The organism is Synechococcus elongatus PCC 11801, from assembly GCF_003846445.2.
Taxonomy (GTDB): domain Bacteria; phylum Cyanobacteriota; class Cyanobacteriia; order Synechococcales; family Synechococcaceae; genus Synechococcus; species Synechococcus elongatus_A.
The window spans coordinates 1,532,427-1,558,557 of record NZ_CP030139.2 but is presented as its reverse complement, the minus strand read 5'-3'; the positions used below and the strand labels follow the sequence as shown (position 1 = coordinate 1,558,557).

The 26,131-nt window shown below is 55.2% G+C and carries 25 protein-coding genes, 2 tRNA genes and 1 pseudogene; 11 read left to right on the top strand and 17 right to left on the bottom strand.

Going from position 1 to position 26,131, the window contains the following annotated elements:
• Nucleotides 1–4 precede the first annotated feature (4 nt).
• Nucleotides 5–709 (top strand): tRNA (guanosine(37)-N1)-methyltransferase TrmD, encoded by a 705-nt coding sequence (gene trmD, locus DOP62_RS07520; protein WP_208675930.1) that lies wholly within the window; start codon nucleotides 5–7, stop codon nucleotides 707–709.
• A 10-nt stretch (nucleotides 710–719) separates the two neighbouring features.
• Here the strand turns inward: trmD and DOP62_RS07515 are convergent, their stop codons facing one another.
• From DOP62_RS07515 to DOP62_RS07500, 4 genes are all read right to left on the bottom strand, one after another.
• The gene (locus tag DOP62_RS07515) at nucleotides 720–2,384 is read right to left on the bottom strand and encodes a dipeptide ABC transporter ATP-binding protein (protein WP_208675933.1); all 1,665 of its coding nucleotides are present in this window, start codon (nucleotides 2,382–2,384) and stop codon (nucleotides 720–722) included.
• Between the two features lie 8 nt (nucleotides 2,385–2,392).
• Nucleotides 2,393–2,833 carry a cobalamin biosynthesis protein gene (locus tag DOP62_RS07510; protein ID WP_208675935.1) on the bottom strand — a complete coding sequence of 147 codons (441 nt, stop codon included), beginning with the start codon at nucleotides 2,831–2,833 and terminating at the stop codon, nucleotides 2,393–2,395.
• A gap of 140 nt (nucleotides 2,834–2,973) precedes the next feature.
• Nucleotides 2,974–4,389, bottom strand: coding sequence for an MFS transporter (locus DOP62_RS07505; RefSeq protein WP_208675937.1), 1,416 nt, complete (start codon nucleotides 4,387–4,389; stop codon nucleotides 2,974–2,976).
• Nucleotides 4,390–4,618: 229 nt separating this feature from the next.
• Entirely contained in the window at nucleotides 4,619–5,131 is a 513-nt protein-coding gene (locus tag DOP62_RS07500) for a cytochrome C (RefSeq protein WP_208675939.1), read from the bottom strand.
• Between the two features lie 160 nt (nucleotides 5,132–5,291).
• On the opposite strand from DOP62_RS07500, the gene DOP62_RS07495 reads away from it, so the two are divergent.
• Both DOP62_RS07495 and DOP62_RS07490 read left to right on the top strand, forming a co-directional pair.
• On the top strand, nucleotides 5,292–5,822 hold the full coding sequence (locus DOP62_RS07495; RefSeq protein ID WP_208675941.1) for a GNAT family N-acetyltransferase: 531 nt from the start codon (nucleotides 5,292–5,294) through the stop codon (nucleotides 5,820–5,822).
• 54 nt (nucleotides 5,823–5,876) lie between these two features.
• Entirely contained in the window at nucleotides 5,877–6,767 is an 891-nt protein-coding gene (locus DOP62_RS07490; RefSeq protein ID WP_208675951.1) for a DUF4349 domain-containing protein, read from the top strand.
• 420 nt (nucleotides 6,768–7,187) lie between these two features.
• Here DOP62_RS07490 and DOP62_RS07485 read toward each other — a convergent pair.
• The 5 genes and pseudogenes from DOP62_RS07485 to psbZ form a co-directional block, all read right to left on the bottom strand.
• Nucleotides 7,188–7,595, bottom strand: a pseudogene (locus DOP62_RS07485) (histidine kinase dimerization/phospho-acceptor domain-containing protein); the annotation flags it as partial.
• A 6-nt stretch (nucleotides 7,596–7,601) separates the two neighbouring features.
• Nucleotides 7,602–8,846, bottom strand: coding sequence for a glutamate-5-semialdehyde dehydrogenase (locus DOP62_RS07480; RefSeq protein WP_208675953.1), 1,245 nt, complete (start codon nucleotides 8,844–8,846; stop codon nucleotides 7,602–7,604).
• A 160-nt stretch (nucleotides 8,847–9,006) separates the two neighbouring features.
• A tRNA-Gly gene (locus DOP62_RS07475) sits at nucleotides 9,007–9,078 on the bottom strand.
• A 70-nt stretch (nucleotides 9,079–9,148) separates the two neighbouring features.
• Nucleotides 9,149–9,685 carry a 6,7-dimethyl-8-ribityllumazine synthase gene (gene ribH / locus DOP62_RS07470; RefSeq protein WP_208675955.1) on the bottom strand — a complete coding sequence of 179 codons (537 nt, stop codon included), beginning with the start codon at nucleotides 9,683–9,685 and terminating at the stop codon, nucleotides 9,149–9,151.
• A 9-nt stretch (nucleotides 9,686–9,694) separates the two neighbouring features.
• Complete coding sequence (gene psbZ, locus DOP62_RS07465) at nucleotides 9,695–9,883, bottom strand: photosystem II reaction center protein PsbZ (protein WP_208675957.1); 189 nt, start codon at nucleotides 9,881–9,883, stop codon at nucleotides 9,695–9,697.
• Nucleotides 9,884–10,090: 207 nt separating this feature from the next.
• On the opposite strand from psbZ, the gene DOP62_RS07460 reads away from it, so the two are divergent.
• From DOP62_RS07460 to DOP62_RS07450, 3 genes are all read left to right on the top strand, one after another.
• Nucleotides 10,091–11,653 (top strand): ArnT family glycosyltransferase, encoded by a 1,563-nt coding sequence (locus tag DOP62_RS07460; protein ID WP_208675959.1) that lies wholly within the window; start codon nucleotides 10,091–10,093, stop codon nucleotides 11,651–11,653.
• A 9-nt stretch (nucleotides 11,654–11,662) separates the two neighbouring features.
• Nucleotides 11,663–14,296, top strand: a complete 2,634-nt coding sequence (gene mutS, locus DOP62_RS07455) for a DNA mismatch repair protein MutS (protein ID WP_208675961.1) — start codon at nucleotides 11,663–11,665, stop codon at nucleotides 14,294–14,296.
• Between the two features lie 154 nt (nucleotides 14,297–14,450).
• Nucleotides 14,451–14,651, top strand: coding sequence for a hypothetical protein (locus tag DOP62_RS07450; protein ID WP_208675963.1), 201 nt, complete (start codon nucleotides 14,451–14,453; stop codon nucleotides 14,649–14,651).
• Nucleotides 14,652–14,751: 100 nt separating this feature from the next.
• On the opposite strand, the gene DOP62_RS07445 is transcribed toward DOP62_RS07450, so the two are convergent.
• Nucleotides 14,752–15,027 carry an HU family DNA-binding protein gene (locus DOP62_RS07445; protein WP_011244160.1) on the bottom strand — a complete coding sequence of 92 codons (276 nt, stop codon included), beginning with the start codon at nucleotides 15,025–15,027 and terminating at the stop codon, nucleotides 14,752–14,754.
• Nucleotides 15,028–15,326: 299 nt separating this feature from the next.
• Nucleotides 15,327–15,752, bottom strand: coding sequence for an adenosylmethionine decarboxylase (gene speD / locus DOP62_RS07440; protein WP_208675965.1), 426 nt, complete (start codon nucleotides 15,750–15,752; stop codon nucleotides 15,327–15,329).
• Between the two features lie 174 nt (nucleotides 15,753–15,926).
• Between speD and DOP62_RS07435 the strand changes: the two genes are divergently transcribed.
• Together DOP62_RS07435 and DOP62_RS07430 are read left to right on the top strand one after the other, a co-directional pair.
• The gene (locus DOP62_RS07435) at nucleotides 15,927–16,109 is read left to right on the top strand and encodes a hypothetical protein (RefSeq protein ID WP_208675967.1); all 183 of its coding nucleotides are present in this window, start codon (nucleotides 15,927–15,929) and stop codon (nucleotides 16,107–16,109) included.
• A complete protein-coding gene (locus tag DOP62_RS07430; RefSeq protein ID WP_208675969.1) occupies nucleotides 16,106–16,423 on the top strand; it encodes a hypothetical protein in 318 nt (105 codons plus the stop codon). The genes DOP62_RS07435 and DOP62_RS07430 overlap by 4 nt, the downstream gene beginning before the upstream one ends.
• On the opposite strand, the gene recF is transcribed toward DOP62_RS07430, so the two are convergent.
• Complete coding sequence (recF, locus tag DOP62_RS07425; RefSeq protein WP_208675971.1) at nucleotides 16,338–17,501, bottom strand: DNA replication/repair protein RecF; 1,164 nt, start codon at nucleotides 17,499–17,501, stop codon at nucleotides 16,338–16,340. The two genes, DOP62_RS07430 and recF, sit on opposite strands and share 86 nt — an antisense overlap.
• Before the next feature lie 70 nt (nucleotides 17,502–17,571).
• On the opposite strand from recF, the gene DOP62_RS07420 reads away from it, so the two are divergent.
• Nucleotides 17,572–17,644, top strand: a tRNA-Arg gene (locus DOP62_RS07420).
• Nucleotides 17,645–17,726: 82 nt separating this feature from the next.
• Nucleotides 17,727–18,005 carry a hypothetical protein gene (locus tag DOP62_RS07415; protein WP_370538762.1) on the top strand — a complete coding sequence of 93 codons (279 nt, stop codon included), beginning with the start codon at nucleotides 17,727–17,729 and terminating at the stop codon, nucleotides 18,003–18,005.
• A 184-nt stretch (nucleotides 18,006–18,189) separates the two neighbouring features.
• Here the strand turns inward: DOP62_RS07415 and ppc are convergent, their stop codons facing one another.
• From ppc to DOP62_RS07400, 3 genes are all read right to left on the bottom strand, one after another.
• Nucleotides 18,190–21,213 (bottom strand): phosphoenolpyruvate carboxylase, encoded by a 3,024-nt coding sequence (gene ppc / locus DOP62_RS07410; RefSeq protein WP_208675973.1) that lies wholly within the window; start codon nucleotides 21,211–21,213, stop codon nucleotides 18,190–18,192.
• Between the two features lie 158 nt (nucleotides 21,214–21,371).
• Nucleotides 21,372–22,517: a glutamate--cysteine ligase gene (gene gshA, locus DOP62_RS07405; RefSeq protein WP_208675975.1), complete on the bottom strand. Its 1,146-nt coding sequence runs from the start codon at nucleotides 22,515–22,517 to the stop codon at nucleotides 21,372–21,374.
• 172 nt (nucleotides 22,518–22,689) lie between these two features.
• Nucleotides 22,690–24,048 carry a DUF3370 family protein gene (locus DOP62_RS07400; RefSeq protein WP_208675977.1) on the bottom strand — a complete coding sequence of 453 codons (1,359 nt, stop codon included), beginning with the start codon at nucleotides 24,046–24,048 and terminating at the stop codon, nucleotides 22,690–22,692.
• 766 nt (nucleotides 24,049–24,814) lie between these two features.
• Here DOP62_RS07400 and DOP62_RS07395 point away from each other — a divergent pair.
• Nucleotides 24,815–25,219, top strand: coding sequence for an AbrB family transcriptional regulator (locus tag DOP62_RS07395; protein ID WP_208675979.1), 405 nt, complete (start codon nucleotides 24,815–24,817; stop codon nucleotides 25,217–25,219).
• A 118-nt stretch (nucleotides 25,220–25,337) separates the two neighbouring features.
• Here DOP62_RS07395 and DOP62_RS07390 read toward each other — a convergent pair whose 3' ends face one another.
• Both DOP62_RS07390 and DOP62_RS07385 read right to left on the bottom strand, forming a co-directional pair.
• Nucleotides 25,338–25,865 carry an alpha/beta hydrolase gene (locus tag DOP62_RS07390; protein WP_261790009.1) on the bottom strand — a complete coding sequence of 176 codons (528 nt, stop codon included), beginning with the start codon at nucleotides 25,863–25,865 and terminating at the stop codon, nucleotides 25,338–25,340.
• A 76-nt stretch (nucleotides 25,866–25,941) separates the two neighbouring features.
• Nucleotides 25,942–26,109, bottom strand: coding sequence for an NAD(P)H dehydrogenase subunit NdhS (locus tag DOP62_RS07385; RefSeq protein WP_208675983.1), 168 nt, complete (start codon nucleotides 26,107–26,109; stop codon nucleotides 25,942–25,944).
• Nucleotides 26,110–26,131: the final 22 nt, after the last annotated feature.

Here is a 26,131-nt window from a genome sequence, read left to right as displayed (position 1 = left end):
GTCGATGCGCTTTGACCTGATCACCCTCTTCCCTGAGTTTTTTCAGAGCCCTTTGCAATCTGGGTTGATTGGTAAGGCGATCGCGAAAGGCTTAGCAGAGGTGCACTGCACGAATCCGCGTGACTTCACTAGCGATCGCCACCATAAAGTGGACGATGAGCCCTATGGCGGCGGGGCGGGAATGGTGCTCAAGCCAGAGCCGCTGTTTGCCGCACTGGAGTCGTTGCCCACTCTGCCAGCGCGGCAAGTGATTTATCTCAGTCCGCAGGGCGAACCGATGACGCAGGCACTCTTTCAAGAGCTAGCGGACTCGGTGGATCAGTTGGTGATGGTTTGCGGCCATTACGAAGGGATTGACGAGCGCGTGATGACGCTGATTGATCGCGAAATTTCCCTGGGTGATTTCGTACTGACCTGTGGCGAAATTCCGGCGCTCGCTTTGCTCAATGGCGTGTTGCGGCTGCGCCCCGGCACGATCGGTAAGGAAGAATCCCATCGCTGCGATAGTTTTAGCGACGGATTACTGGATTACCCGCACTACACTCGTCCGGCAGAATTTCGAGGACTGAGAGTCCCAGAGGTGTTGCTGTCGGGGAATCACGGTGCGATCGCGGCTTGGCGGCGGCAGCAACAGATGGAGCGAACCCGCGATCGCCGACCGGATCTCTACCAAACTTGGCAGACACAGCAGTCGGAGCCAAACTGTTAGCCACTCAAGATTAGGCAGCGACTTCGCCCGGAATGGCTGCAATCAAGCGGCGCGTATAGTTCGACTGTGGATTTTGAAATAGCTGTTCTGTCGGACTATCTTCTTCGAGCTGGCCTTGATTCATCACAACAATGCGATCGCTCATGTAGCGCACCACCGCGAGGTCGTGGGAGATAAATAGGTAGGTCAAACCCAGCTCGGCTTGCAGTTGCTTCAGTAGGTTGAGAATCTGCGCCTGTACTGAAACATCTAGCGCTGACACAGACTCGTCACAAATCAGCAGGCGCGGCTGATGAACGAGTGCACGGGCAATACAGATCCTCTGCCGTTGACCCCCAGAAAATTCATGGGGATAGCGATCGCCGATATCGATGGGTAAATCAACTCGCTGCAGCCAGTGTTTGAGTAGTCGTTGATTAGCAGCGCGATCGCTTAAGCGTTTGGCAATGCGAAGCGGTTCTAAGATTGCAGCGCCAACCGTCCAGCGGGGATCCAGTGCAGCGGCCGGATCTTGAAAAACCATTTGAATGCTCTGGCGCAGGCGCTGGCGATCGCGGTTGAGACGAGGATTGAGCCGTTGGCGATCGAGCCAAATTTCACCATGACTCGGCGGCACCAAGCCGACTAAACAGCGGGCGAGACTACTTTTGCCACAGCCCGACTCACCGACGAGACCGAGAGTTGCACCAGCTGTTAGAGAGAGCGACAGATTTTGCACCGCCGTAAAAGCCGTTCCCCGTCCTCGATAAGTAATTGAGAGATCTTTGATCTGTAGCAGTGGTTCTTCGGTGATGGAGCGGGCTGGTAGCGATCGCGGTTCGGTGTGGCCTTCCAGAAAATCAGCGACGGTCGGCAGATAGCAACTGCGGGGATTGATCTGTGGGCGACAGGCAACAAGTCCCTGCGTGTAGGGATGCTGCGGTCGATGCAAGACATCCGCCACCAACCCTTGCTCGACCACTTGACCGCGATAGAGCACGACAACGCGATCGGCCACCTCGGAGATGACGCCGAGGTCATGGCTGACAAAAATCATCGCCATCTGGCGTTGCTGCTGCAGGTGGCGTAGGAGCTTCAGGACGGAAGCTTGAACCGTTGCATCCAAAGCAGTCGTCGGTTCGTCTGCCAGCAGCAAATCTGGATTGGCGGCCAGCGCGATCGCAATCATTAAGCGTTGGCGCTGTCCACCTGACAGCTGATGGGGATAGCGGGCAAATAAAGCAGCAGCTTGCGACGGTTCTCGAATCAATTGCACTTCTTGCAGCAGGGCGATCGCTCGTTGCTGCGCTTCCGCCTTACTCAACGGCAAATGCTGTTGAATCGCTTCTAACAGCTGGAAGCCGCAGCTAAAGACTGGATTGAGCGAACTCATCGGCTCCTGAAAAATGAAGCCGAGGCGATCGCCCCGCAACTGGCGTAACTCCCGTTCTGGCAGCGTCAACAAGTCGCGACTGGGCTGCCCTGAAACTGAACGAAAGGCAATCTGCCCACTGCGGCTGGCCGTCTTGGGCAGCAAACCCGGAATCGCCAAACAGGCCACCGATTTCCCAGACCCCGACTCGCCAACAATCCCAACCGATTCACCAGGCTGAACCATCAAATCCAGTCCTTGTAGGGCGATCGCGTCGCCAAAGCTGATCTGCAATTGCCGAATTTCGAGGAGTGGATCGGCCATGCCCGCTCTCAAAGACTTGACGGGATGCTAGCACTCGCAGGGTCAGGACTCGGAGCTGCGATCGCCACCGTAATTGCGGTTTGGTTCAGGCGAAAGACTTGTTTGGGCAAGAGTAGGATGCCTGACTGCGGTTGAATCGCTGCCAAAGCAGCAGCCTCTGCCACACTCGCGGTTTGCATCTGCGCCGCAACCATTGCACTGGGATGGGGCACTGCGATCGCAGCTAACTCTGCAGCCGAAAACCCTCGTAGCTCCCAGCTAAATTGCTGCGCGATCGCCTGTAGTTGTAGTTGCTGAATCTTATGGCTCAGACTGGCTATGCCAGCGATCGCTTCTGGTTGAATCGATATCTGATTACAGGCTTGAGCGATCGCCTGTTGCAAGTCTGCGATCGTAGCTGCTTGCTGAAAGCCAATCCCAATCCAGAGCGATCGTTGAGCCGTGATCATGGGTCAAGTCAAAGCAAAGCAAAATTCAGATCAACTCTGCGAGTCAATATTCATAACATCTAAATCATTTGATTTAAGCTCTCTCCAGAAAAGCTCATGGACACTGATCGATTGATAGCGATTCGAGCGATCGTCAAGAACTAAACAAAAGGCTTCTCGCTTAATTCTTCCAGACTTCGGCCATTAGGTTCAATCCGAAACAGGAATGTTACCAAGGCTCCCAAAAGCGATGTTGCGGCTAACCCGTACAGGAGAGAGACAGTCCCAATTTGCTCGCGCAGGATTGGAAAGAAGAAAGCCGTAGCCACCGCACCAATTTTGGCAAATGAGGCAGCAAAGCCGGCTCCCACGCCACGAATTTCTGTTGGAAACACCTCACCTGCCAAAACATAGGTCATCGCATTTGGCCCTAGATTGGTCATGAAGTTAAAAATGATAAATCCACCAAAAATAAAGAGAATTTTTAGTTCATGACCTTCTGGGATACTTGCTGCTGAAAGAGAGGCAATGCCAAGTCCAACAAAACAGCCAATAAAGCCGATGATCTGCAGAGGAATACGCCCAACCTTATCGACTAGGGGGATAGAGACTGCAAACCCAATCAGCAAGAACAGATCAATGAGTCCTGATCCTTCCGTGGCAATCATGTCTTGAAAGACGAAATTAGGCTGATTTTTTGTAAATAGAGTCGACAAAATAGTGGGAGTAAAAATACCAATTCCATAGGTTGCCAGATCCTGAAGAAACCAAGGAAAAGAGGCGAGGACTGTCGCTCTTAGATATCGAGGTGTCAATAATTTTCTGTAGCCTAGTCTGGAGTTTTGCCTCCCCTCATCGGAGTGAGTTTGAGCAATCGCTACCGGCCGTTGCAGCAATTCTTTAGCAGCCCGATGAGCTAGTTCAAACCGTTTTCGAGAGACCAACCAGTGAGGGCTTTCTGGTAGTTTAGTTCTCATCAAAAAGACAAGGATTCCCGGAATCACAAGGGCTGCGTACATCCAGTGCCAAGCCCCCACTTCTGGATACACTCGCAAAACGAGCAACCCAATTAAAACGCCAGCTAGAGAGCCAACCGATTGGAAGGCAAAGGCTCCCAACACCATCCGGCCGCGAAATCGACTAGGAATTGACTCGGACACAATAATATGAGCAGTAGGATAATCGGCTCCCAGAGCCAAGCCACTACAAAAAAGAAAGAAAATTAAGACTGAGACATTCCAAGCTATCGCTGATAGGGCGATCGCAATTGTAAAAATTGCCATTTCAACGACGAACACAAACTTCCGCCCATAGCGATCGGCCAGGTTGCCAAACAGGGATGCCCCAATCAAGATTCCAAATAGGGTTGCTGCTGCAACAGAGCCGTTGAGTGCAGAGGAAAGATTGAAGTCCCTCTCAATCAATGGAACTGCAACTCCAGTAATAAAAATCACCATTCCTTCGAACAGCTTTCCCATGGCCGCCAAACTCCAGATTTGCCACTGCATGGAGCTGAGAGGACGCGGGGGCGTTTCATCAATATGGCTCTGAACACTTTTGGCAATGGAGGAACTCATAGCCGAGTGAGATGAAACAACCACCCACTATACTTTTGGATTTCTGCCTAAGTTGTTAGCTCCAAAACTTATTAAGAATTGATAGTGATGACAGCGTACAGCTGTCGTATTTTTGGAAAAAAGCACTGAATTAGCCAGCCCTTTAGCTAACTGAATACGAGCGCAAGTAGTAGCTTTGAATTTTAGTCAGAGCCTTCAAGCAAATATTTCACTTGTCAGGAAAAAGGGTTCAGCGATCGCTTTGCCACTCAGGAGAGAGTTGGCGATAGGAAAACTGAGGTGCACCCGGATGGCAGCTCACACAGCTATTTACGAGATCTGTGCTTGGTACATTCACTTGCGGGTGTAGCGATCGAAAGAGACTGGAGTTGCGCAAGCGGTAGGGAACGGTTTCACCGACAGCGAGCGATCGCGTATAGGTTCGCAGGTAATTTGCTGCTAGTCGCTGGGTCGGCACATCCAGGGGCTGCAGCGTCGTCCCGTAGTGCTGCGTTTCACTTAAGAGAATTTGCCAAGTTTGAATCGGGAGCACTTCTGGCGGTAATGCCACATGACAGCCCCCACAGCTATCGCGGTAGACCTGCTGGCCCAGGGCGTAGCGCGGTTGAATGGGGTCCACCGTATCCACCGGAACATAGGTGGCAGCCTGCAGGCGCTCAAGACCGCTGCCGAGTAGCAGACAGACCGCACAAGCGATCGCAAATAACAAGGAGAAACGCCGAGGCATAGCGACAGCAATCATTGCAGTCCCAGTCTAGGGGCGATCGCGCTTCCACCGCAGTGCTGAGAGCCAGCTTATCGATTGCCTCGGGCGATCGCCCTGAAATTCGGCATGGACTCTATGCTGAGAGTTAGAATCCATACTCTGTTCTCGGGCTGCCGACAGTCCCTTCGAGGTTCCTATGAACAACAGCCGTGTTGTGTACCAAATCCATGCTCCAGAGGAGTTTCGGGGTGGTCACAGTGCAGCCCGACGTTTGGACTTTGAGCAACTGCGCCGCCTGTTTGAACTGACTGCTTTTTGGGGTCGCGATCGCAGCATCGAGCAACTCCAGATTGCCGTTCGCAATAGTGAGCCCGTTGTCAGTGCCCACATCGGCGATCGACTGATTGGCTTTGCCCGCGCCACTTCGGATGGCGTCTATCGCGCCACCATTTGGGATGTGATTGTCCATCCCGATTTTCAGGGTGCAGGCATCGGCCGCAAACTGGTTGAAACTGTCCTCAGCCATCCCCATGTCAGCCATGCGGAACGGGTCTATCTAATGACCACTCACCAGCAGCGCTTCTACGAAAAAGTCGGTTTTTCGGTCAATCCCACCACGACGATGGTGCTGTTCAACCAAGAGCTGCCCGTCTCCTGTCAAACTCCTGATCTCAGCGCCGAGCGATCGCCTATTACAGAGGTTGTGGAACTGCCACAGACCCCTTAGTCAGTCGTTATTGACCTAGGTCAGGCTGAGATCACTTCCTTGAGGTCTCGGCCTGTGAAGCGTTCTCTATCGTTGTCGCTCGTTACCCTCTTTGCTGCGAGTGGTGCTTTGTTGGGGGGCTGCGCAGAGGGCGATAGTTCTTCTTCAGTCTCAACGGTTCCCAGCGCCAGCACTCCAGCTCTTGCCGTTCCCGAAGCTACCCAAGATGGAGCTACGAATGAGGCACCTCGCCCCGCTGCCCCTCGGCCACAGCTCGCCAAAACCGCCACGATGCGCTTGGCCGTTAACGATATTCGGGAAGCAGTTCAAGCTGCTGAGGCGATCGTGAGGCGTGAAAACGGCGATGTTTTGCAGCAGAACGAAACGACTGGTGAAGCCCCTAGTGCGACTCTCCAAGCTCGGATTCCAGCTGATCGTCTAGATGCTGCGATCACAGCCTTTCGAGCCCTCGGGCGCGTCGATAACGTCAATGTTCAGGCTGAAGACGTCGCACGACAACTGACGGATCTACAGGCACGACTCAGCAATTTAGAACGGACAGAGCGAGCCCTCCAATCCATCCTCGATCGCGCCACCAAGGTCGAAGACGTTTTGAAAATTACCGAGCGATTAAGCAGTACACGGGAGCAAATTGAACAACTCAAAGCCGAGCAGCTCAACCTCCGCACTCGCGTTGCCTATTCGACAATTACCCTGCAATTCCAGCCCCAAATTCTTGGCGAGACCGCATTACCTGCCTTCGCCCCTGAGCTGGAAACCGCTTGGCGACAGTCCTCGCAGTCGGTGTTACTGCTCGTGCGCGGTCTCTTGGTCGTCGGTGTTTGGGTCTTGGCCTACAGCCCCCTTTTCCTGATCCTGATCGGCGGGGGCTACGGCTTGCTCCGCTACCAAAACCGATCCACTCAACGGCGCGATCGCCAGCCCCCCCAACAACCGCAGCCGTAACCGCGATCGCCCTGATTCAGTGGTCAGTAGCTCCAACTGGCCTTGGAGCAGTGTTAGAAGCTGTTGACCCATCAGGACTTCGAGTCCTTGCTCTGTTCGATTTTGGGTAAGGGCGAGTGTCTCTGACCAAGCGGGACTGTCGTGGTCAATGTCAAACACAACATCTGCTGCTTGCGGATGAATCTGAAAAGTCACTTGCGTGCAGCCCGGTGCCGTGATCGCAGCTTGTAACCAATGCAGCAAGCACTGTTCTAAGGCTTGGCGATCGCTGATCACAGAGGGCAGGTCAGCCCAGTTCTCTGGCCAGTGCAGGACAAGGTTCCGTCCAGAGGCGATCGGTTGCAACACTGTTTGCAATCGCGTCAGCACTGGGGCGATCGCGAGGGGTTCAGGCCGAAGGGGTAGCCGCCCACTCTGCCATTGAGAGACAACAATCAACTGGTCAAGTAACTGCAGCAGTCGTTTCGCGGCGATCTGCGATCGCTGCACGGCTGCCCGTTCCTCAGCCGGGCTTTCGCACAGATCCGCCAGAATCAACTGATTCAGGCTCATCAGTGTGCTGAGGGGCGATCGCAACTCATGCGCTGCTCGGGCAAGATAACCGGCTTGAAACTCTGCCAACGTGGTCTGTAACTCAGCGTTGAGAAGACGCTGTTCAAGATCGGGATTCAGGGGGTCTGCAGCAGTGCCAGGAGAATCGGGGGGAGCTGCTGCCTCGGCTGAAGGAACTGCGATCGCTGGCTGCGATAGGTCACGAATACTTTGAAACAGGCTGGCGATTGTCAAACCACCCGCAAAGCCTGCCAACAGGGTCCAGCCGCTGGCCATGCCAACCTACTGCCCCAAACCGAGGACAACTTGCTTGATCGTCGTCAAGGTTTCCAAATTGATCCGCCCACGGCGATAGCCCTTTTGATTACTCATGCCCAGCGCAATTTCATTGCTGTGGCGTGGGCTACGGCTAAAGCGCGGCGAGGCATTGACGTGCACCATGGCACTATTCAGTTCGCGACTGAAGGCACGACTATCCTCATAGGAGTCCGTCACGATGCTGTCGGCATGACCGCTGCTGTGGGTGTTGATCCAGTCAGTCGCGGCTTCTAGGCCAGCGACACGCTTAAAAGCAACTGTGCGACTAAGGAAGGGCCGCGACCAATCTTCATGGCTAGCCAGTTCTAGATCGGGCATCTCCTGCGCCAATTCCTCATCGCCTTTCAGCGTAAAGCCCTTGCCGCGGAGGCTATCCATCAACACAGTCAGCTTGCTGATGTTGCAGTCGCGATCGATCAACACCTTCTCGATCGCATTGACTGCATCCGGTTCACTGGCATGGCTATCCAGAATCATCCAGCGCACCGTTTCCAGCTCACCACCACTGGCCCAGTAGAGATAGCAGTTGCCCATACTGGTGCGCAGCACAGGTGCCGTTGCAAGTCGCGCCACCTGCTGCACCAGCTCAGGTCGTCCGTAGGGAATGACGAGGTCAATCCACTGATCTTGGGTCACTAGGGCCGACAAACTAGTGTCTGGATCATCCTCGGGCAGCAGAATCAGACTGGTAGTCGGTAGCTCCGTCGACTCCAATGCCTCTTGCATAACGGACACGATCGCCTGATTGGTGTGGACGGCCTCCGTCCCTCCTTTGAGCAGAATGCTGTTGCCCACCCGTAGACAGAGTCCTGTGGCGATCGCTGCCAGCTCTGGCAGGGCTTCGTAGACAAAGGCAATCACGCCGAGCGGCATGAGCTGACTGTAGGCCTGACTATGCTCGTGCTGAAAACTCGCCCGCATTACCTGCTGAATCGGATCGGATCGCACGCTCAAGCGATCGAGGATTTCCACGGTGCGATCGAGACGGCCGGGGGTCAGCTTGAGCCAGCGCCGCAAGAGGTCAGGAATGTCGCTGTCTTGGCTAGCCTCTAAGTCCAGCGTGTTGGCTTCTAGGATGTCATCGCGGGCCGCATCGATGGCTTGAGCCATAGCTTGGAGCGCCTGACTGCGCACAAGAGGCTTCGTGCGTGCCAGTTGATTAGCAGCTTGATAGGCCTGGTAGACAAATGCCCGAGCGGGTGCTGCCATTCTTGTGATTGCCAAACGTTCCAGACATCACGACAACCAAAGTCGTTGTCGCTTTCCTAGGGTAGCGGTCTCTGTGATTCTGAACACTGTCCAATCCTCAAAACCCTCACCTGAACGAACAGTAGACTGCTCTGGATAGATTGGAGTTACTGTTTTTGGAAGCGGGTAACGCGATTCGAACGCGCGACATTCACCTTGGCAAGGTGACGCTCTACCACTGAGCTATACCCGCAAACCGGAAAACCGGTGATTTTTATTAAGCCAAAAATTTTGTGGGCTGTCAAGCTTTTTTGAAGATTGGCTTAAAAATTATTGGTCGAGGCGGCTAGAGGCAAACTTTGCCGAGGGGTTTCGCCGCTGACCGAACGAATCTGATGCATCAGACTTGCCATCTCGAGAGCACTGAGGGCGTAATTCCAGCCCAAGTTGCTCTTAATACCGGCACGCTCCAAGGCTTGCTGCAGGTTGTCTACCGTTAGCACTCCAAAGGCGATTGGGACGCCAGTCTGCAAGCTGGTTGCTGCCACCCCTTTTGCGACTTCGCTAGCCACGTAGTCAAAGTGGGGCGTTTGGCCGCGAATGACGGCACCCAAACAGATGATCGCGTCGTAGCGACCCGTGAGCGCCAACTGGCGGGCTACCAAGGGGATTTCAAAGCTACCCGGCACCCAGGCATAGTCAACCTGTGTGCCTTGCGGATCAGGATCCACGCCATGCCGCTTGAGGCAGTCTTGGCAACCTGCCAAGAGCTTTTCGCAGACGAGATCATTGAACCGGCCAATGACCACGGCCAGCCGGAACTGACTGGCATTGACAAAACTGCCTTCAAAGACGGCCATAGCGTTGGTTTAGACGACGAAGTAGTTCAGGACGCCCACGAGGATCACCAGAGCAGTCCAAGCGAGTCCACCCAAGAGGATCAGACGGTTGGACTGAACGCGATCGCCATTGGTGGCATACAGCACCGGCACGCCCACGATCAAGACAAAGGACATTACCACCAGCAACAGCAGTGCCAGTTGGAAGAGGATTACCATCGCAAGTCTCCCAGTTTTGCAGCAGTCTGTATCGACAACACCGAAGCTTGCCTAGGCCGCTGAGGAGCAAAAATTCAAGACCTCTGCTCTGAGCCGATAATCGGCAAGTTTGCTTGCCATCTTCCCATAAACTGCGAGAGCCAACAGCAGCGAGAATAGGGCGGGCCTGACTGTTGTTACATTTTTTTGCTGAACAAGGGAATTTTTGTGCGCGCTTCCGACCGCTGGGCTGCAGTTATTTTGGGACTCAGCCTGCTGTTTCGTACTCTGGTAGCTTGGGTGCTGCCCTCCGGCTATGACGAGGTTTATTACCACCTCTATACTCAGCATCCTGCGCTGAGTTACTTCGACCATCCGGCTGCTGTGGGGGTCAGTGCGGCAATTGGAACCGCGTTGCTGGGCAGTGCCTCAGCCTTCAGCTTGCGGTTAGCGACGCTGGGCATGTTCAGCTTGGCCTTGGTGGGGATCTATCGGATCGGATCCCGCCTGTTTTCGGAACGGGTGGGACTCGTGGCCATGGCGATCGCGGCGATCGCGCCGATTATGCAGGTCGGAGCGGGAATCTTGGTGCTGCCGGATGGCCCGCTGGTCCTGTTCGCAACCGTGGCCGCTTGGTTAGGGGCGATCGAGTTTTTCACCAAAGGTCCCTATCAGCCCAGTCCCCGCCTGATTGGCATCTGTGTGGCGCTGGGGCTCGCCTGCTTGAGCAAGTACCATGCCTTTGTCTTGGGTGCTGGGTTTGTAGGCTTTTGTCTGACCAGTGCTCGCCACCGTGTTGTCTTTCGCAGTCGTTGGTTCTGGCTGGGGGCGATTGCCTTTGTCATTTGCTTGCTGCCGCTGCTGATTTGGAATGGTCAACAGGACTGGATTTCGCTGCGCTTCCAGTCGGGACGGGTAGAGAGCGATCGCTTCTACTCAATCGGTGATGCGCTGCTGTCGCTGCTGGTCAACTTTGGCTATCTCTTCCCCACCTTGGGAATTCCCTTGTTTGCCAGCTTGGGCATTGCAGCCTACCGACTCTGGCGGCAGCCCGCTGAGAGTCAACGCAACGAGCGCTACGCCTTTTTGCTCTGGCTGAGTGCGCCGATCGTGCTGTTGTTTACGGTGCTGGGCGGCCGCATTCCGATCTTGCCGACTTGGACGATGCCTGGTTACTGGTTCGCGACCCTGCTGTTGGCGGCCCTGACTGTCGAATGGTTCCAAATCCATCCCAAGTCGCGCCGTCTACAACGCTGGCTGGTGGGTTCGGCGATTGCAGTGGTGCTCCTGAGCAGCTTGGCGGTTGGGCAAGTGCGCTGGGGCTGGCTGCAAAGTCCGGGTAGCCCTTTGGGATTGCCGCTGATTCCGGCCTATGACGATGGCTCGACGGAGCTGCTGCAACCGGATCAGATTCGAGCGGCGATCGCGGAACGGCCCGAGTTACTGGCACGCCTCAAAGCCGCCGACTTTTACGCTTCCAATCAGTTTTTCTTGCCGGGCTACTTTGCCTTGGCGATCGATCCGCTCGTGCCCAAGCCTTTCACACTGTTTGGCACCGACCCTCGTGGTTTTGCCTTCTGGTCAAACCCTGAGGATTGGCTGGAGAAAAATGCTGTCCTTTGGACGACTGAGCGCTTTCAGGAGGAATGGCCGCAGAGCATCGAGCGTTACTTTGAGAAGATTGAATGGCTGGCGGATGTGCCAGTTGATCGCGCCGGTGTTCCCGTCCAAACCATTCGCCTCTATTGGGGGGAACGGATGCAGGTGCCCTACGATGGCTGGCCTTATTAGCTACAACGCATGACGACTTCTGATCTTCCAGAGCATTTGGCCAAACATGAGGTGCGCTATGCGGACCACCGTCAGGTCGAACGCGATCGCCTGACGCCGATGATGCAGCATTATGCCGAGGTCAAGGACCAGCATTTGCAGCAGATCCTGCTCTATCGCATGGGCGATTTCTTCGAATGCTTTTTTCAGGATGCGATCGTAGTCGCTCGCGAGCTGGAGTTGGTGCTAACCAGCAAGGAAGCCGGCAAAGAAGTCGGGCGGGTGCCAATGGCGGGCATTCCTTATCACGCCCTCGATCGCTATGCCAGCCAGTTAGTCGAGAAAGGCTACGCGATCGCCATTTGCGATCAGGTTGAAACCGCAGCTCAAGCCCAAGGACCGCTCGTCCGCCGCGAAATCACTCGGATCATCACGCCGGGCACCATCCTCGAAGAAGGAATGCTGCAGGCGCGCCGTAATAACTTTTTGGCGGCAGTCGTCATTGCCGGAGAGCATTGGGGGCTGGCCTACGCAGATAGCTCCACCGGCGACTATTGGACGAGCCAAAGCAGTGGCCTAGACGGACTGACCCAGGAACTCTATCGCCTGCAACCGTCGGAAGTGCTGTTCCCCAGTGCCGCTCCCGATTTGGCCGGATTGCTACGGCCGGGGCAGTCCAAGCCACAGCAGATTCCGGATTGCTTGCCGGATTCCTTTTGCTACGCCCTGCGATCGCCCATGCCGTTTGAGTTGCATGAGGCGCGGCAGCGGTTGCTGGAACATTTCCAACTGCGATCGCTGGAAGGCTGCGGCTGTGAGCAATTGCCCTTGGCGATCCGTGCTGCCGGTGGGCTGCTCGATTACTTAGCCGAAACCCAGCGGGAAAGCCTCGCCCCGTTGCAAAAGCCGCGCACCTATTCGCTAACGGAGTTTTTGATCCTTGATCAGCAAACTCGCCGCAATTTAGAGATCACCCAAACCCAGCGGGATGGTAGCTTCCACGGCTCGCTGCTCTGGGCGCTTGATCGCACGATGACCAGCATGGGCGGGCGGTTGCTGCGCCGCTGGCTCTTGCAGCCTTTGCTCAATCCCGAGGCGATTCGCAACCGACAAGCCGCTATTCAAGAACTCTGTCAGGATGGGCGACTTCGGCAGGATCTGCGATCGCTGCTGCAGAAAATCTACGACCTCGAACGACTGTCGGGTCGAGCGGGAGCCGGTACTGCTAATGCCCGCGATCTGTTGGCGTTGGCAGAGTCATTGCTGCGGTTGCCGGAGCTAGCGCAGTTACTCAATCGCGCCCAATCACCCTTGCTGGCGCAGTTGCAGCAAGTCCCGCCGGAACTAGAACAGTTGGGCGATCGCCTCCAGCAGCATTTAGTCGAATCGCCACCGCTGCAGCTTACCGAAGGCGGACTGATCCGACCGGGCGTTTCCATCGCACTGGATGAGTTGCGGCAACAGGTGGAGAGCGATCGCCAGTGGATTGCCAGCCTCGAAGTAAGTGAACGTGCGACCACCGGCATCAACAGCCTCAAAGTTGGCTACAGCAAAACCTTTGGCTACTACCTCAGCCTCAGTCGCAGTAAAGCGGATCAAGTCCCCGATCACTACATTCGCCGCCAAACTCTGACCAACGAAGAGCGCTTCATCACGCCGGACTTGAAAGAGCGGGAAAGTCGCATCCTCAATGCCCAAACCGACCTCAACCAATTGGAGTACGACCTCTTCCTGGGGCTGCGCAGCGAAGTCAGTCATCATGTCGAAACGATTCGCGCGATCGCGACTGCTGTAGCAGCAGCTGATGTCTTGGCTGCCTTGGCAGAGGTAGCGGTCTATCAAAACTACTGTTGCCCTGAGATCTGCGACGATCGCCAGCTGGTAATTCAGGATGGTCGCCATCCCGTCGTGGAGCAGGCGCTACCGAGCGGCTTTTATGTGCCCAATAGCTGTAGTCTCGGCAGCGATCGCGGGCCTGATCTGATTGTGCTGACTGGCCCTAATGCCAGTGGCAAAAGCTGTTACCTGCGCCAAGTCGGCTTAATTCAACTGCTGGCTCAGATCGGCAGTTTCGTTCCGGCGAAGAACGCGCAAGTTGGGATTTGCGATCGCATCTTCACCCGTGTTGGAGCTGTCGATGATCTGGCGACCGGTCAATCGACCTTCATGGTCGAGATGAACGAAACCGCCAACATCCTCAACCACGCTACAGCGCGATCGCTGGTCTTATTGGATGAAATTGGTCGTGGCACCGCAACCTTTGATGGCCTTTCGATTGCCTGGGCCGTGGCTGAATATCTCGCCAGCGAGATCCAAGCCCGCACGATTTTTGCGACCCACTACCACGAGCTCAATGAACTCTCGGGACTGCTCAATAACGTTGCCAACTTTCAAGTCACTGTCAAAGAGCTACCCGATCGCATTGTCTTCTTGCACCAAGTTCAGCCTGGAGGAGCCGATCGCTCCTACGGCATTGAAGCAGCGCGGCTTGCAGGTTTACCCAGCGAGGTCATTACTCGAGCGCGGCAGGTGATGGGTCAAATTGAAAAACACAGCCGGATCGCTGTCGGATTACGGCGTAGCAACTCACCCCGCCGCCTGAGTCCACCGTCTGAGCTATCGGATGCCGCGATCGCAACTGAACAACTGGGACTGTTCAGCTAGTTGACGATCCTCTTTCTGCGAGTGAATGAGGAGTGAGTGGTCGCTCTTGCGTAGAAGAAGCATTACTGCGAACTATCGCAGAGCTGCAACAGAGGCGAGTCCACCGATCGCAACTTCCTAGGATTGAGATTGCCCTGCTGGACGCGTTTTCGCTATGACTAAGCTTTCCAAGCTCGATGCCGAGTTGCACGATCAGCTCGATGTTACTGCCAACAGCCAAAAACGGAACCCGAATCCTTGGAACACGAGTTCGCCCCAAGCGCGTGAGCTCGTTGCTTCTCGACTCAATGCCCCAGAATTACTCAACTATTTCCGCGGTCGTTACGATAATTCGTGGCGGCGTCTGCACGCCTAACGGCGTATTGTGGATTACAAATTCTGAGTCAGATTGACAAAAGAAATGGGGAGAAAACATCACAATTTCTCCCCATTTTGATGCGATCGCGATCGCAGTTCTAGCCTTGGACACGATCCTTGAAAAGCTTGCCAGCGGTGAATGCTGGAACTTTCTTGGCAGGGATCAAAATCTTGTCACCCGTTTTAGGATTGAGGCCCTGACGTTCGGAGCGCTCCCGTGCTTCGAAGGCACCAAAGCCTAGAATTGACACTTTTTCACCTTCGACCACGGTATCGACAATGACGTCGACCAAGGCATCAATCGCGGCGGCAACTTGCACTTTTGTCAGGCCAGTCCGTACTGCCACCTGATCGATGAGTTCACCCTTATTCATGATGAGAAGTAGATTTGAGCGGGTCTCGCAAATAATACAGCACTCTTTTTTGAAGCGGAAGGTCTAAAGTCTTATGGCGACTGCTTTTTCAAGGTTATTTTCTGTAGAAATGGTCACAGGAGCATTCGAGGACTGCTCAGCGGGTGCGATGGCGGCTCAATTTTGCGCCGTACCTCGTCCCGCCTGATCAGCTACCGACCAGTTTGGTACTGGAATCGACCCTTGCCGCCCAAAGACAAAAAAACCCCGCGACCAACCGGTCAGCAGGGGTGGGTAGCCATGAATTGTGCAATGGATATTTAGACAGCAACAGGCTCGCGACTGACTTCCCGAATTGAAGCGGGGGGTTGTCGTCGCAAAGAGTGCAGCGTGTATTGTCGCGATCGAAAGGCTTCGACTAAGTATTGGCAGGCAGTTTCTGGCTGAGTATGACTGCCGCAGGTAAACACGTCGACGGCAGCGTAGCCAGATTCAGGCCAAGTATGAATTGAAATATGGGATTCAGCGAGCAAAGCCAATGCTGTGACCCCTTGAGGCTCAAAACGGTGGCAGGTTTCCTGTAAGAGCGTTGCCCCTGCTTGGGTCGCAGCAGCTCGCAAATTGGCTTGGATCTGGTCGGCATCATTGAGCAGCTCGGCTGGACAGCCATAGAGCTCCAAAATGCAGTGGGTTCCAACAGCTCCTGGCGGCTCAAAGGTTTCTTGCTCGAGGTAGAACGAGGTCATCGGACACACAACTCCTGTGCTAGTGAAAAGGCCCATTGGCAGCTGCCAACAGGTCTTCGGTCTCTCATCATAGGGGATTTATGAAATCCCACGAATCCTAGCGACAGCCTTGGTTTGACCGCGATTGCGATCGCCGTGGTTTAATGGCTGCGACAATTGCCACACGGAGCTGTCATGCCCCTTCGACCACTCGCCTTCCGTTCAGGATCGACCCAAGGATTAACGGTGGGAGAACTGCTCTTGATCATCATCGTGGCTGGAGCCATTGTGGGGGGGGGCTGGTGGCTGTGGCAGCGCTTCAACCCAGAAGCTGAAGCCAGCAAAGCTGTGACCACCCTGCCCCAAATTCGGCAATGAAACCGCGATCGCTCCCTCAGAAGCAGCCTCGACTGCGATCGCAGTCAGGCCGTCCCCCCCGGCTAGCGGGCAGCAAGTTCTCCCGGCCTGTAACCACGCGGCAGCGACGCCTGCGGTGGAGTGTTGGCCTCTTAGGACTGCTACAGTTTGCCCTGTTGCTCTGGTCCTACCAGCTCAACAGTGAAGCCCAAGCCCTCAGCCAAGTCTTTGCCTGCCTCGAACGTCGTCTTAACTATCCGGGGACCTATGGAGGGACACGCTGCTTGGGACCGGCAACGCCGCTTCAGACTGCAAGTGACCCGACTGAACCGTAAGGATTTGAGCTGTCTGCACCCAAGTCGGATCAAACGCTGAGAGGTGGGTGGTGGTAATCAGCGTCTGAAAACGGTTAGCGATCGCTTCCAGCAGCTGTTGCTGTCGCCGTAAATCCAGTTCTGCCAAGACATCATCGAGCAACAGCAGGGGTGGTTCGCCCAAGACGGCTTCGATTAACTCTAGCTCCGCCAGCTTGAGCGATAACACGAGGGTGCGTTGCTGCCCCTGCGACGCCTGCAAACGAGCTTCTGTACCATCGATGCTCAGGCTGAGATCATCACGATGGGGCCCAACAAGGCTGGTCCGTTGGGCTGCTTCTGCCGGACGACGAGCTTCGATCTGCGCCAGCATCTGCTCTTGCCACAGCGTCGCTGCCTCTGGGTCATCGGGGACTGGCACGTTGGGCTGATAAGTCACCACCAGTTGCTCCCGTTGGCCACTGATCTCCCGGTGCCAGTGGGTCGCCAACGGGGCTAAGCGTTGAATCGCCCGCGATCGCCGCCGCATGATGTGAACCCCAAGCTGCGTCAGTTGCCAGTTGAGCGGGTTGAGTAAGGCCAGATCCAAGGATTCCGATCGCCGCAGCAGGGCATTGCGCTGCCGCAACACCCGCCCGTATTGCTGTTGCAGATGGGCGTAGACCGGCTGCAGTTGAATCAGCAGGCGATCGAGCCAGTCGCGACGTTGCTGGGGGCCACCCCGCACGAGGTCCAGATCGAGGGAGGAAAATTGAACACTGCAGAGAGAGCCCAGAAGATCGAGCTGCCGCCGCAGGACTTCGCCATCCCGCTGCACGCGCCGACGTCCCTGGTGCTGCAGCTGCAGTTGTAGCTGTTGCTCGCCGCTGTCGCGCTCCACCACCGCTGTCAACAGCGCGGAAGCTGCGCCGCTTTGGACTAAATCGCGATCGCGACTGACGCGGTGCGATCGCAAAGTCGAGAACAATTCGACTGCTTCAAGGAGGTTTGTTTTGCCCTGAGCGTTCTCCCCCAGCAGAATCGTCTTCGGGGCTTGGAACTGCACCGTTTGATCGCGATAGTTGCGGAAGTGTTGAAGATGAAGGCTATGCAAGAACATCGCGATCGCAGCGCTGCCAAGGCCCAGACAGCTTAGCAGAGCAGCCTCAGTGCTATGATTTTGGGTGCAAGGGCATGTAGCTCAGTGGATAGAGCATCAGATTCCGGTTCTGAGAGTCGGGGGTTCGAATCCCTCCATGCTCGTTAGAGACCCTTCAATTCCAGGACGTGGTGGTGTAGCTGCCGCAATCGTCTGCTCGGTTGGATCAGCGTCCAAGAACTCAGTGTGCTGCAGTCCGTCGTAGGTCATTCCACGAATACCGCCTGGGTCGGGCACAAAATTGAGGGCACGCAGTGCGGGCTGTTCAGGCACAGGTGCAAAGACAGAAACACTGCAGCCGGGAATTTCACGCTTCAGTTCCCGCAACAGGATATCGAGCAAGCGCTGCCGAATATTGTCTGGTTCTGGCAAGAGTGGATCGACCCAGAGATCCCAAATCGTGGCGTTGAGCGACTCATCACTGGTGGCACGCACAAATCCGACGAGGGTGCGATCGGTCAGTAGGCGAGCAGTGACGCAAACAAAGGTGTGGTCGAGGGCGATCGCCCACTTTTGCAGATCGCGGCGTGGCTGGCCGCAGAGCACCAGTAGCTGATTAAGTTCATCACCGGTGGCATCGCCGACCGCCACTCGAACTCGCACCAGTCGACTGCGATCGCGCAGCAAGGGGTTTTGCGTCATCCGTTTCTCACCCTGTGTTGCGCATCCCAGCGGCGATGCCATTGATAGTCAACAGCGCCCCGCGCAGCAGTTCTCCTTTGCTATAGCGCGATCGCATTAAACCGGTTGTTTCGGTTTGCTGGCGATACTGCCGCAGTCGCTTGAGCAACGCCACCTGCAGGAAGCCGAGCGGCACGATCGTCCCGTTGCGCAGCTGCACCGATCGCTGCAGTTCTGGATCGCCATCCAGTAGACGACCGTGATTGGTGATCGTCAGCACCAAGTGACAGGTCAGCTGGAATTCTGCTGCAATTTGACTAAATACTCGTTCAAACCGCTCTTGATCTTCGGGGTTGGCCAGTTCTTGGACGTAGTGATGAGCAATCTGCAAATCAACTTTCGCGAGGGTCATCTCCACTTTGGAGATCACCATGCGGAAGAAGGGCCACTTTTCGTAGAAGTAGCGCAGTAGATTGAGGTTCTGCTCAGGCCGCTCTTGCAAGAACTCTTGCAGAGCTGTGCCAACGCCGTACCAAGAGGGCAACAAGAAGCGGCTCTGGGTCCAGCTAAAGACCCAAGGAATCGCTCGCAAACTACCAAGATCGCGTTTGCCGGTTTTGCGTCGTGCCGGCCGTGAGCTGATTTGCAGCTTACTGATCTCTTCAATCGGGGTCACTTGATTAAAGAAATCGACGAGGTCAGGTTGCTCGTAAACCAAGGAGCGGTAATGCCGCCGCGATCGCGCCGCCAGCTCCTCCATAATTTGGTTCCACGGCTCAATGTCATCAAAGCCACTGCCTAGTAAGCTCGACTGAATGACTGCCGTAGTAATCGTTTCGAGGTTATAGAGTGCCAGTTCAGGCAGGGCATATTTCGAGGCCAAAACCTCGCCCTGTTCTGTGATCTTGATCCGACCGTCTGTTGTCCGTCCCGGCTGCGCCAAGATCGCTTCGTAGGCTGGGCCGCCACCACGTCCTACGGATCCGCCACGCCCATGGAAGATGCGCAGTTTGACGTGGTGATCGCGAGCTACGGTGCCCAGTGCTTTCTGGGCCTTGTGGATTTCCCAGTTACTACTGAGGAAACCCGAGTCCTTATTGCTGTCTGAGTAACCCAGCATCACCTCTTGCAGGGGTTCTGCCTGAGTGGGATTAAGACGGGTGTAAAAGGGTAACTCAAATAGCGCGGTCATCACCCGCGGTGCATTCTGCAAGTCCTCCACCGTTTCAAACAGCGGGATTACTTGGAGCGAACTCTTGCCGGTGACAGGGTCGTACAGTCCTACTTCCTTGGCCAGCAAAAGCACTTCGAGCAGGTCGCTCAGTTCGCGACTCATGCTGATGATGTAGGTTTGGCAGGCTGCTTCGCCAAACTCTTCCTGCAGTTGCTTGACCATCCGCAGGGTTTCAATCACCTCTCGGGTCGCCTCCGAGAAGGGCATGCGGGCAGGCACCAAAGGCCGACGGGTTTGCAGTTCTTGCACCAACCAAGTCGTCCGCTCTGCCTCACTCAGCTCGTTGTAGGGCTGATGCAAAATCTGCAGGTATTCACAGATTTCGTTGATGGCATCGGAGTGACGCGAACTCTCCTGACGAATGTCGAGATGAACCAAGTTAAAGCCAAAGATCTCGACTTGACAGATCAGCTTTTCAAGTTCGTAGCAGCTTAGGCCTGTCTGTTCGAGGTTGCGCTGAATCAGCTGCAGATCTTCGAGGAATGCAGCACCCGTTTGGTACAGTGTGCCATCGCGATACTCCGGCAGGGGCGGTGTGGCCTCTTTTTCCTGCTGTTGCTGGAGACGGGTATTGCGATCGCGGGTGTTGTGCAAGCGTTCCAGAATGTAGGAGAGCTTGAGCCGGTAGGGTTCTTGGCGATAGCGGACGGCTAGCTCCTCATAGGTTTCGGGGAAGAGCATGCTCTCCTGCTCAAGAGAGCTGAGCAGCTCCGGCAGCACTTCGCTCCAGTGCATCGAGAGGCTGAGCACATTGCGCAGATGCTCCACCGCCGTAATGTAGCGGTCGAGGACAAGGCTACGCTGATAGCAAGCTGTCTGCCACGTGACCGCAGAAGTTACCGCGGGGTTGCCATCGCGATCGGACCCGACCCAGGAGCCAAACTGACAGAAGTTGTAACGGGGGGGCTGCAGATTGGGGAAGGTGCCCTGCAGCGCGAGTCGGAAGCGTTGGTAGAGCAGGGGAATGGCGTCAAAGAGGACTTCTTGGAAATAGTGCAAGGCATAGTCGACTTCGTCCAAGACCGTTGGCTTGAACTGATGTAACTCGTCCGTGCGCCACCACAGGCGAATTTCCTCTGTGAGCTGCTGGCGAATATTTTGAATCTCGAGCTCACGCAGCCCACGATTTTTACCAGCTTCTAGTTCATCGAGCTGGTGCAGTAGGTAGGCAATGCGCCGCTGTTTATCGCGAATTGTGTGGCGGACAATTTCCGTGGGGTGAGCGGTGAAGACCAGCCGAATATCGAGGCGATCGGTTAGGTCTTGAATCATCTGCGGCGGAACGTTGAGTTGCCGCAGGCGAGGGAACAACGTTTGAAAGGTTGCCGGATCCTGATTAAGCGGAATAACTGCTGCAAACGGATCGAGTTGATGCTGAGGAATTTCAATCGGATGGAGTGCATCGGGACTTTCATCCGGTTCGGGCAGTGGCTCTAGTCGCGATCGCTCGTAGGCAAGCTGATATTGGGTTTGCTCGTAGTGCTGCTCAACGATATTGATCAGCTGAAAATAGAGCGCAAAAGCCCGCGCTGCCCGAATCGCATCGCCCAGTTCCAGGGTCTCAATCACCTGTACCAGTGCTTCGCCACCCACTTCGGGCGCTTGTCCTTCCGGTGAGGTGAGATCACGCAACTGGGTCAGAATGTCGACGAGTTCTTGGCCACACTCCTGGCGCAGCACCACCTCCCAGAGCTCTTCCACCACGGTGAGCCGGTGACGGAGGTAAAACTCCAGCGGAGACGACAGATCCAAATCCGTGGCAATTTCGCTGGTCACGGTTCGGAAAGCATCGTCGGATGACTGGAGGGCAGCACTCATGGCAATTCGAGCGTTCTGGCAGTAATTCATTCTAGGTGGATTCCCAGACCGCACTACGTCTGACTGGACACAGAACCGGCCAGTGCCTTAATTCAGACTCGCAGCAGTGAAGGGCTCTGTCGCTGGAAGAAGCGATCGCCGATTTATGGCTAGGCCTCTTACGAAACCGAGCAGGCAACCCCGTAGATCTTCTCAGCCAGTTCCTGTTCTTCGGCAGCCATTGTGGCGATCGCCTCAACCATCACCGCTTCAGGTGTGGCTCCGGCTTCGACCTGTCGCAACCACTGCTGTGCAAGGTTGCCGTCCCGCAGTAGGCGCTGAATCGGTAGCAAGAAGCAGCTATAGCCTCGAGTCTTCGCCAGAGGAAACACCGTTTCGTAGAGACTTTCAATCCAGTCACGAGCCGTGATCGCGCGACCATCTTGCCAGTGCTGCAAAGTTGCATCCAGACTATGCCGTGCTGCCGCGACTTCATTGGCATCGCTCAGTTGCACGAGTTCTGCAGGGGTCAGTTGGCTAGCAATTAAAGGATCGAGATTCGGCTGTTCCAAGAGTTGTTGAATACGGGCTTCGAGGAGTGCGGTAATGGCCAACAGATCCAGCGGATTGACGACCAGATCGCAGATCCGCAGCTCCAGTCGATTGATTTTGTAGGGACGGCGGTCGCCATTGGGGCGCACAGCACTCCAGAGATGACGCACGTTTTGCATACTGCCTACCGCCAGCTGATCTTCGGTCCAGCGGATGAAGTGGGCATGGCTTTCAAAGAGCGGCACTTCAGACGGCGTCTTGGGGAATAACTGCCAACGACTGGAGTGGGAACCCGTGACCTGTCCGTTCAAGAAAGGCGAAGAGGCACTGAGAGCTAGATAGAGTGGAGCCTCGAGCCGAACCAAGCGGCAGGCTTTGAGGATCGTTTCAGGATCACTCAAACCAATATTGATATGAATGCTGGCGGTCACCACAGTGGTGCCGTAGGTCTTTTCGATGAAGTCGTGATAGGGGTTGGTGGGGTCGGAGCGGTAGAAGCGATCGCTCCCCGATAGGGCAAGGGTGCTGCCTGGAATCAAGGTGTAGCCGCCCTGCTGTTGGAGATAGGTGCGCAGGCGTCGACGCGGTTCTAAGAGATCTAAGAGAAGTCGGTCATAGCAGGGGCGTGGCGGGGTCGTGTATTCGACATTGCGGTTGTCAGGCTCCCGCATAAAACCCTGCAAATCGCTACAGATGCGATCGGAAAGACCAACGATCTGCCCATCGGGGGTGCCAGTGTAGACTTCGACTTCAAATCCTTTCGTCAGCTGCACAGTCAGCTCCAAGGGCAATCACAGCACAGCCTCCAGTATCTCCCGATTACTTTCGAGCGATCGCTATCCCAGAGTGAGTGCCAATCGGTCAGCATGACTATCCATCGTCCCCATGACATGGTGCCAAAAGGCGAGGCCATTCAAGCAACCCCGCCTCAGTGGCGATCGCGTCTTAAGGAATCAGCGGTACCAAGGGTGAGCTCAGCGCAGCGCTGACCGGTAAGGTTCCGGGCATCAAGCGGGCATAGTCCGACTCGGGCACAATGCTAAGCAAATGCCCCGGAGTGGAATCCGGTGGATAGACCAGACTCACCCGTAAGTCAGCCTCACCAGACGGGGGCATCTGGAACTGATAGAGCGTATCGGTGGTTCCCGATCGCTGCGCCAGATGGACGTAGTCGGTTTGCCCCTGAAAGTCGATGCGCAAGGTGCCACGGAAGGCGAGGAAATTGTTGGCCTCTGGCAGGGTGCTGAAGAGGAGTCGCTGCATTCCTTGTCCGCGCAACCGGAAGTTGAGGACATACTCAACACCGTAGGTGCCAATGTTTTCAAGAGCGGAATCGGGCATTCGCGTCAGGAGCGCATTGGCTTGCAATTCCTGAGTGCCAAAGTGTTTCTTCCAAGTTGTTGTCAGCGGCACATGCAGCGGTTGCTGAAGATTAGCCTCGACATTGGCCTCGTAGCGATCGCCCTGGGCAACGCCGCCAACTCGGCTAAAGACTTGGCGATGATGAATTTGCTGTAGATCCGCGAGATAGGTGCGACCTTCCGCAAGGATGCGGCGATCGAGGACAGAGAAAAAGGCATTGGGGTCAGGGTTGTGATCGGTGGCGACTACCGCAAAGTGAACTGGACCCTCACTGAAACCCCGCGCTAATACAGTGGCGGATCCCCGTGCCGCGATCGGCAAGGAGAAGAGTAAACTCCGTGATCGCGGTGGCAGGACGAGGGCAGCAGGCAAGCGCCAGTCGCGTTTCCCGGCCAACAAGGACAGAGCAGCCGCATCCCCTGGACCGGATTTATAGTTCAGGCGACTGTTGGGAAAGACCCCCAAGGTTTGGGTGAAAAAAGGACTCTCAAACGACGTGTTCAGGCTGCCTTCTTGAAAGCCAAGGCGGACGGGCTGATCACTGAAATTAGTAGCAATCACCCCGACATAGAGCAAACCACGATCGCGCACCCCACCGAATTTGGTTGTGTCACTGGGACGATAGACGTGATGCAAGTGCAATCCAAATGGGCCATTGAAGGCATAGGTCGGATTGGGAATTGTCCGTAAACCAGCGGGAGCCCGATTGAGATCAGATCCGCTGACATGGCCGACGCCTGGCCCTGTATCAATCAGAATGCCTTCAGACCGGACAATTTCTGGCTGATTGGAATGCAGTACCGGTGTGGTGTTGAATTGTCCTTCCAAGCGTCGGACGGGACTTTGAATTGGAATCGTTTGCGCTAGCGCGACTGAGGCCGTCAGGGTGGTAAACAGCGATAGGGTTAAGGCCGACAAACAGCAAGGAAGAAAGGGGCGCATGAGTCTGTTCGGTTGAGACGACGATGAACCAGTTCCCCACACACACCAGCTGACCTAAAGATCAGCGCACACTCTATTGATCAGACTAGAATCCTTGACCTCATAGCGATCATGAGCCCTAAGGTTTCTTTTAGAGTGCTGAGTAAAAACCGAAGACAGCTGTCGTGCCGGACAAGAAATGTAAAGCACTGCGAGGTTGGAGCGGTCATTTTGGCAATATCATCCCTGGGCTTCCAGTTGTCTGAGCAAAACTTGACTCCGCTAGAAGGGATCGCACTGTCGAAATTGAATCAACCGGAAGCGGCCCAAGGCGATGGCTAATGAATGCCTGCACGATCGCGCAATGATCCCGGCACCCAGCAACAATCGGAGCCTTACGCACAGTTAAATGATCAGCATTTAGGATCGCTAGCTGGTGCTGGGATGCTCAAAGCACCTTGATTGAGTCATCGATCTAACCTCAAAAGACGCGCATTGCAAATCCCGATTCTGGGGGAAGTGGCAATCTCTGCAAATGCTGTCAGCAGTAATTGCAATTCCTGCGTTTACTGATAAGGCTCTCCGTTTCTCATGGTGATCCTCAGATCTCCGCTCAATGATGCTAATCGCAGTGGGTTCCGGTCACTCATCGATTTTCTCGCGTCTCGATCTTGAACCTTGCTATCCCGTCTCTCAAGAATTTCAAAGTCATCTGAATTGCTCTGGATTCTTTTGAATTTTCTGTCTACAATTTCAGAGAGTCGTGATCAGCGATTGAGACGCAATTATGCCCAAAAAGACAATTCCTAACCAACCCTTGACGGGTGAAGCATTATTACAGCGGGTCCGGGAGCTCCAAGATGCGAGCAAGGATCAAAAAGCACGAGCCTGTGGATATGTGACCATCACGAAGAATGGTCGTGAGCGGGTCAATTCCTTGCAATTCCTCAACGCTTTGCTCGAAGCTCAAGGCATCACACTCGACAATGAACTGAAGTTAGGTCGCGGTCGTACGGGTCGCAGTCCTAGTTTCCGTGTCAGTGTGCAAGACAACGGTAATCTGCTCGTTGGTGCAGCTTACACACGGAAAATGGGTGCTAAACCCGGGGATGCCTTCACTATCAGCTTGGGTCGCAAGCAAATCAAACTGCAAAAAGTCTCTGAGGATGGCTCCGAAGACACGGAAGAATAGGTGTCCTAGTAGCGCCTGGCTTCACTTCTTAGGATGACCATTGATTTCCCTGCCGAGTCCTCGGTGGGGAATTTTTTGCTCAATGAAAAAACATTCAGCTCGCGAACTAGAGCGATCGCTAGAACGGTAGCCGACCGAGCTGCGCTAAATCCTGTTGCAATTGCTGAATTTTCAGTAAATCTAGTCGGGCATCGGTGGGATAGTTTTCCAGCAATTCCAAGAGCGTGAAGCGACTATCGCGAGCCACAGACTGCACAATTGCTCCCCGCAGTGCCTGCCGACCGTTTTGTCCGGAAACCCGCGGGGAGATAATCTGTCCGATGCGATCGAGCAGCAGACCGCCCAGGGGGGAGTAGAGCAGGCGATCGGCGAGGACTGGTGAAAGTGGGATGGAGAGATTGAGAGCCGTCTGCACCGTTTTAGGTTGGAGTCTGCCGTAGCGCAGGGCATCTTGTAGAAAACCCGAGGCTTCTCCAGTTGTCGCCAGCGATCGCAGGTCTTGAATCTCAACTGATCGTGCCCAGGCACCGGCAAGAAGGGTGACACGCTCGGCAGCGATCGCCGGGGTACTGGCTGAGACAAGCGTGATGCCAGTGAGGAAAGCCCAGACTGCACCACGCACCGGCTGACCACGGCTCGCTGGCAATCTGGGGACGCAGGAAGGCTGAGGAGGCATCGCCCGATTGACGCGATCGCTCCTGCAAAAGTTTCGGTTTCCGCTGCTAGACGGGGGCAACTTCCGACAGTCGGAATGTGACGAGTTTGTCCCAATTGCCGCCTTCAAACAGGACAGCAACTTTGCCACGGCTGAGGCGTTGCACATAGCCTTGATAGCCGTAATAGATGTCGCTGGGGTTGGTAACGCGAACGACAGCACCGGGCAAAATCATGGCGCAAAGGGGAATGAGAGGA

What these genes read in the sequence shown, in the direction of transcription:
- recF (WP_208675971.1), bottom strand. Translation starts at nt 17,501, where the DNA reads ATGTTCTTGCATAGCCTTCATCTTCAACACTTCCGCAACTATCGCGAT.
- DOP62_RS07385 (WP_208675983.1), bottom strand. Translation starts at nt 26,109, where the DNA reads ATGATTTTGCCCGGTGCTGTCGTTCGCGTTACCAACCCCAGCGACATC.
- trmD (WP_208675930.1), top strand. Translation starts at nt 5, where the DNA reads ATGCGCTTTGACCTGATCACCCTCTTCCCTGAGTTTTTTCAGAGCCCT.
- DOP62_RS07510 (WP_208675935.1), bottom strand. Translation starts at nt 2,833, where the DNA reads ATGATCACGGCTCAACGATCGCTCTGGATTGGGATTGGCTTTCAGCAA.
- mutS (WP_208675961.1), top strand. Translation starts at nt 11,663, where the DNA reads ATGACGACTTCTGATCTTCCAGAGCATTTGGCCAAACATGAGGTGCGC.
- DOP62_RS07445 (WP_011244160.1), bottom strand. Translation starts at nt 15,027, where the DNA reads ATGAATAAGGGTGAACTCATCGATCAGGTGGCAGTACGGACTGGCCTG.
- DOP62_RS07430 (WP_208675969.1), top strand. Translation starts at nt 16,106, where the DNA reads ATGAAACCGCGATCGCTCCCTCAGAAGCAGCCTCGACTGCGATCGCAG.
- ribH (WP_208675955.1), bottom strand. Translation starts at nt 9,685, where the DNA reads ATGGCCGTCTTTGAAGGCAGTTTTGTCAATGCCAGTCAGTTCCGGCTG.
- DOP62_RS07395 (WP_208675979.1), top strand. Translation starts at nt 24,815, where the DNA reads ATGCCCAAAAAGACAATTCCTAACCAACCCTTGACGGGTGAAGCATTA.
- DOP62_RS07400 (WP_208675977.1), bottom strand. Translation starts at nt 24,048, where the DNA reads ATGCGCCCCTTTCTTCCTTGCTGTTTGTCGGCCTTAACCCTATCGCTG.
- DOP62_RS07515 (WP_208675933.1), bottom strand. Translation starts at nt 2,384, where the DNA reads ATGGCCGATCCACTCCTCGAAATTCGGCAATTGCAGATCAGCTTTGGC.
- DOP62_RS07500 (WP_208675939.1), bottom strand. Translation starts at nt 5,131, where the DNA reads ATGATTGCTGTCGCTATGCCTCGGCGTTTCTCCTTGTTATTTGCGATC.
- DOP62_RS07450 (WP_208675963.1), top strand. Translation starts at nt 14,451, where the DNA reads ATGACTAAGCTTTCCAAGCTCGATGCCGAGTTGCACGATCAGCTCGAT.
- psbZ (WP_208675957.1), bottom strand. Translation starts at nt 9,883, where the DNA reads ATGGTAATCCTCTTCCAACTGGCACTGCTGTTGCTGGTGGTAATGTCC.
- DOP62_RS07505 (WP_208675937.1), bottom strand. Translation starts at nt 4,389, where the DNA reads ATGAGTTCCTCCATTGCCAAAAGTGTTCAGAGCCATATTGATGAAACG.
- speD (WP_208675965.1), bottom strand. Translation starts at nt 15,752, where the DNA reads ATGACCTCGTTCTACCTCGAGCAAGAAACCTTTGAGCCGCCAGGAGCT.
- DOP62_RS07435 (WP_208675967.1), top strand. Translation starts at nt 15,927, where the DNA reads ATGCCCCTTCGACCACTCGCCTTCCGTTCAGGATCGACCCAAGGATTA.
- DOP62_RS07495 (WP_208675941.1), top strand. Translation starts at nt 5,292, where the DNA reads ATGAACAACAGCCGTGTTGTGTACCAAATCCATGCTCCAGAGGAGTTT.
- ppc (WP_208675973.1), bottom strand. Translation starts at nt 21,213, where the DNA reads ATGAGTGCTGCCCTCCAGTCATCCGACGATGCTTTCCGAACCGTGACC.
- DOP62_RS07480 (WP_208675953.1), bottom strand. Translation starts at nt 8,846, where the DNA reads ATGGCAGCACCCGCTCGGGCATTTGTCTACCAGGCCTATCAAGCTGCT.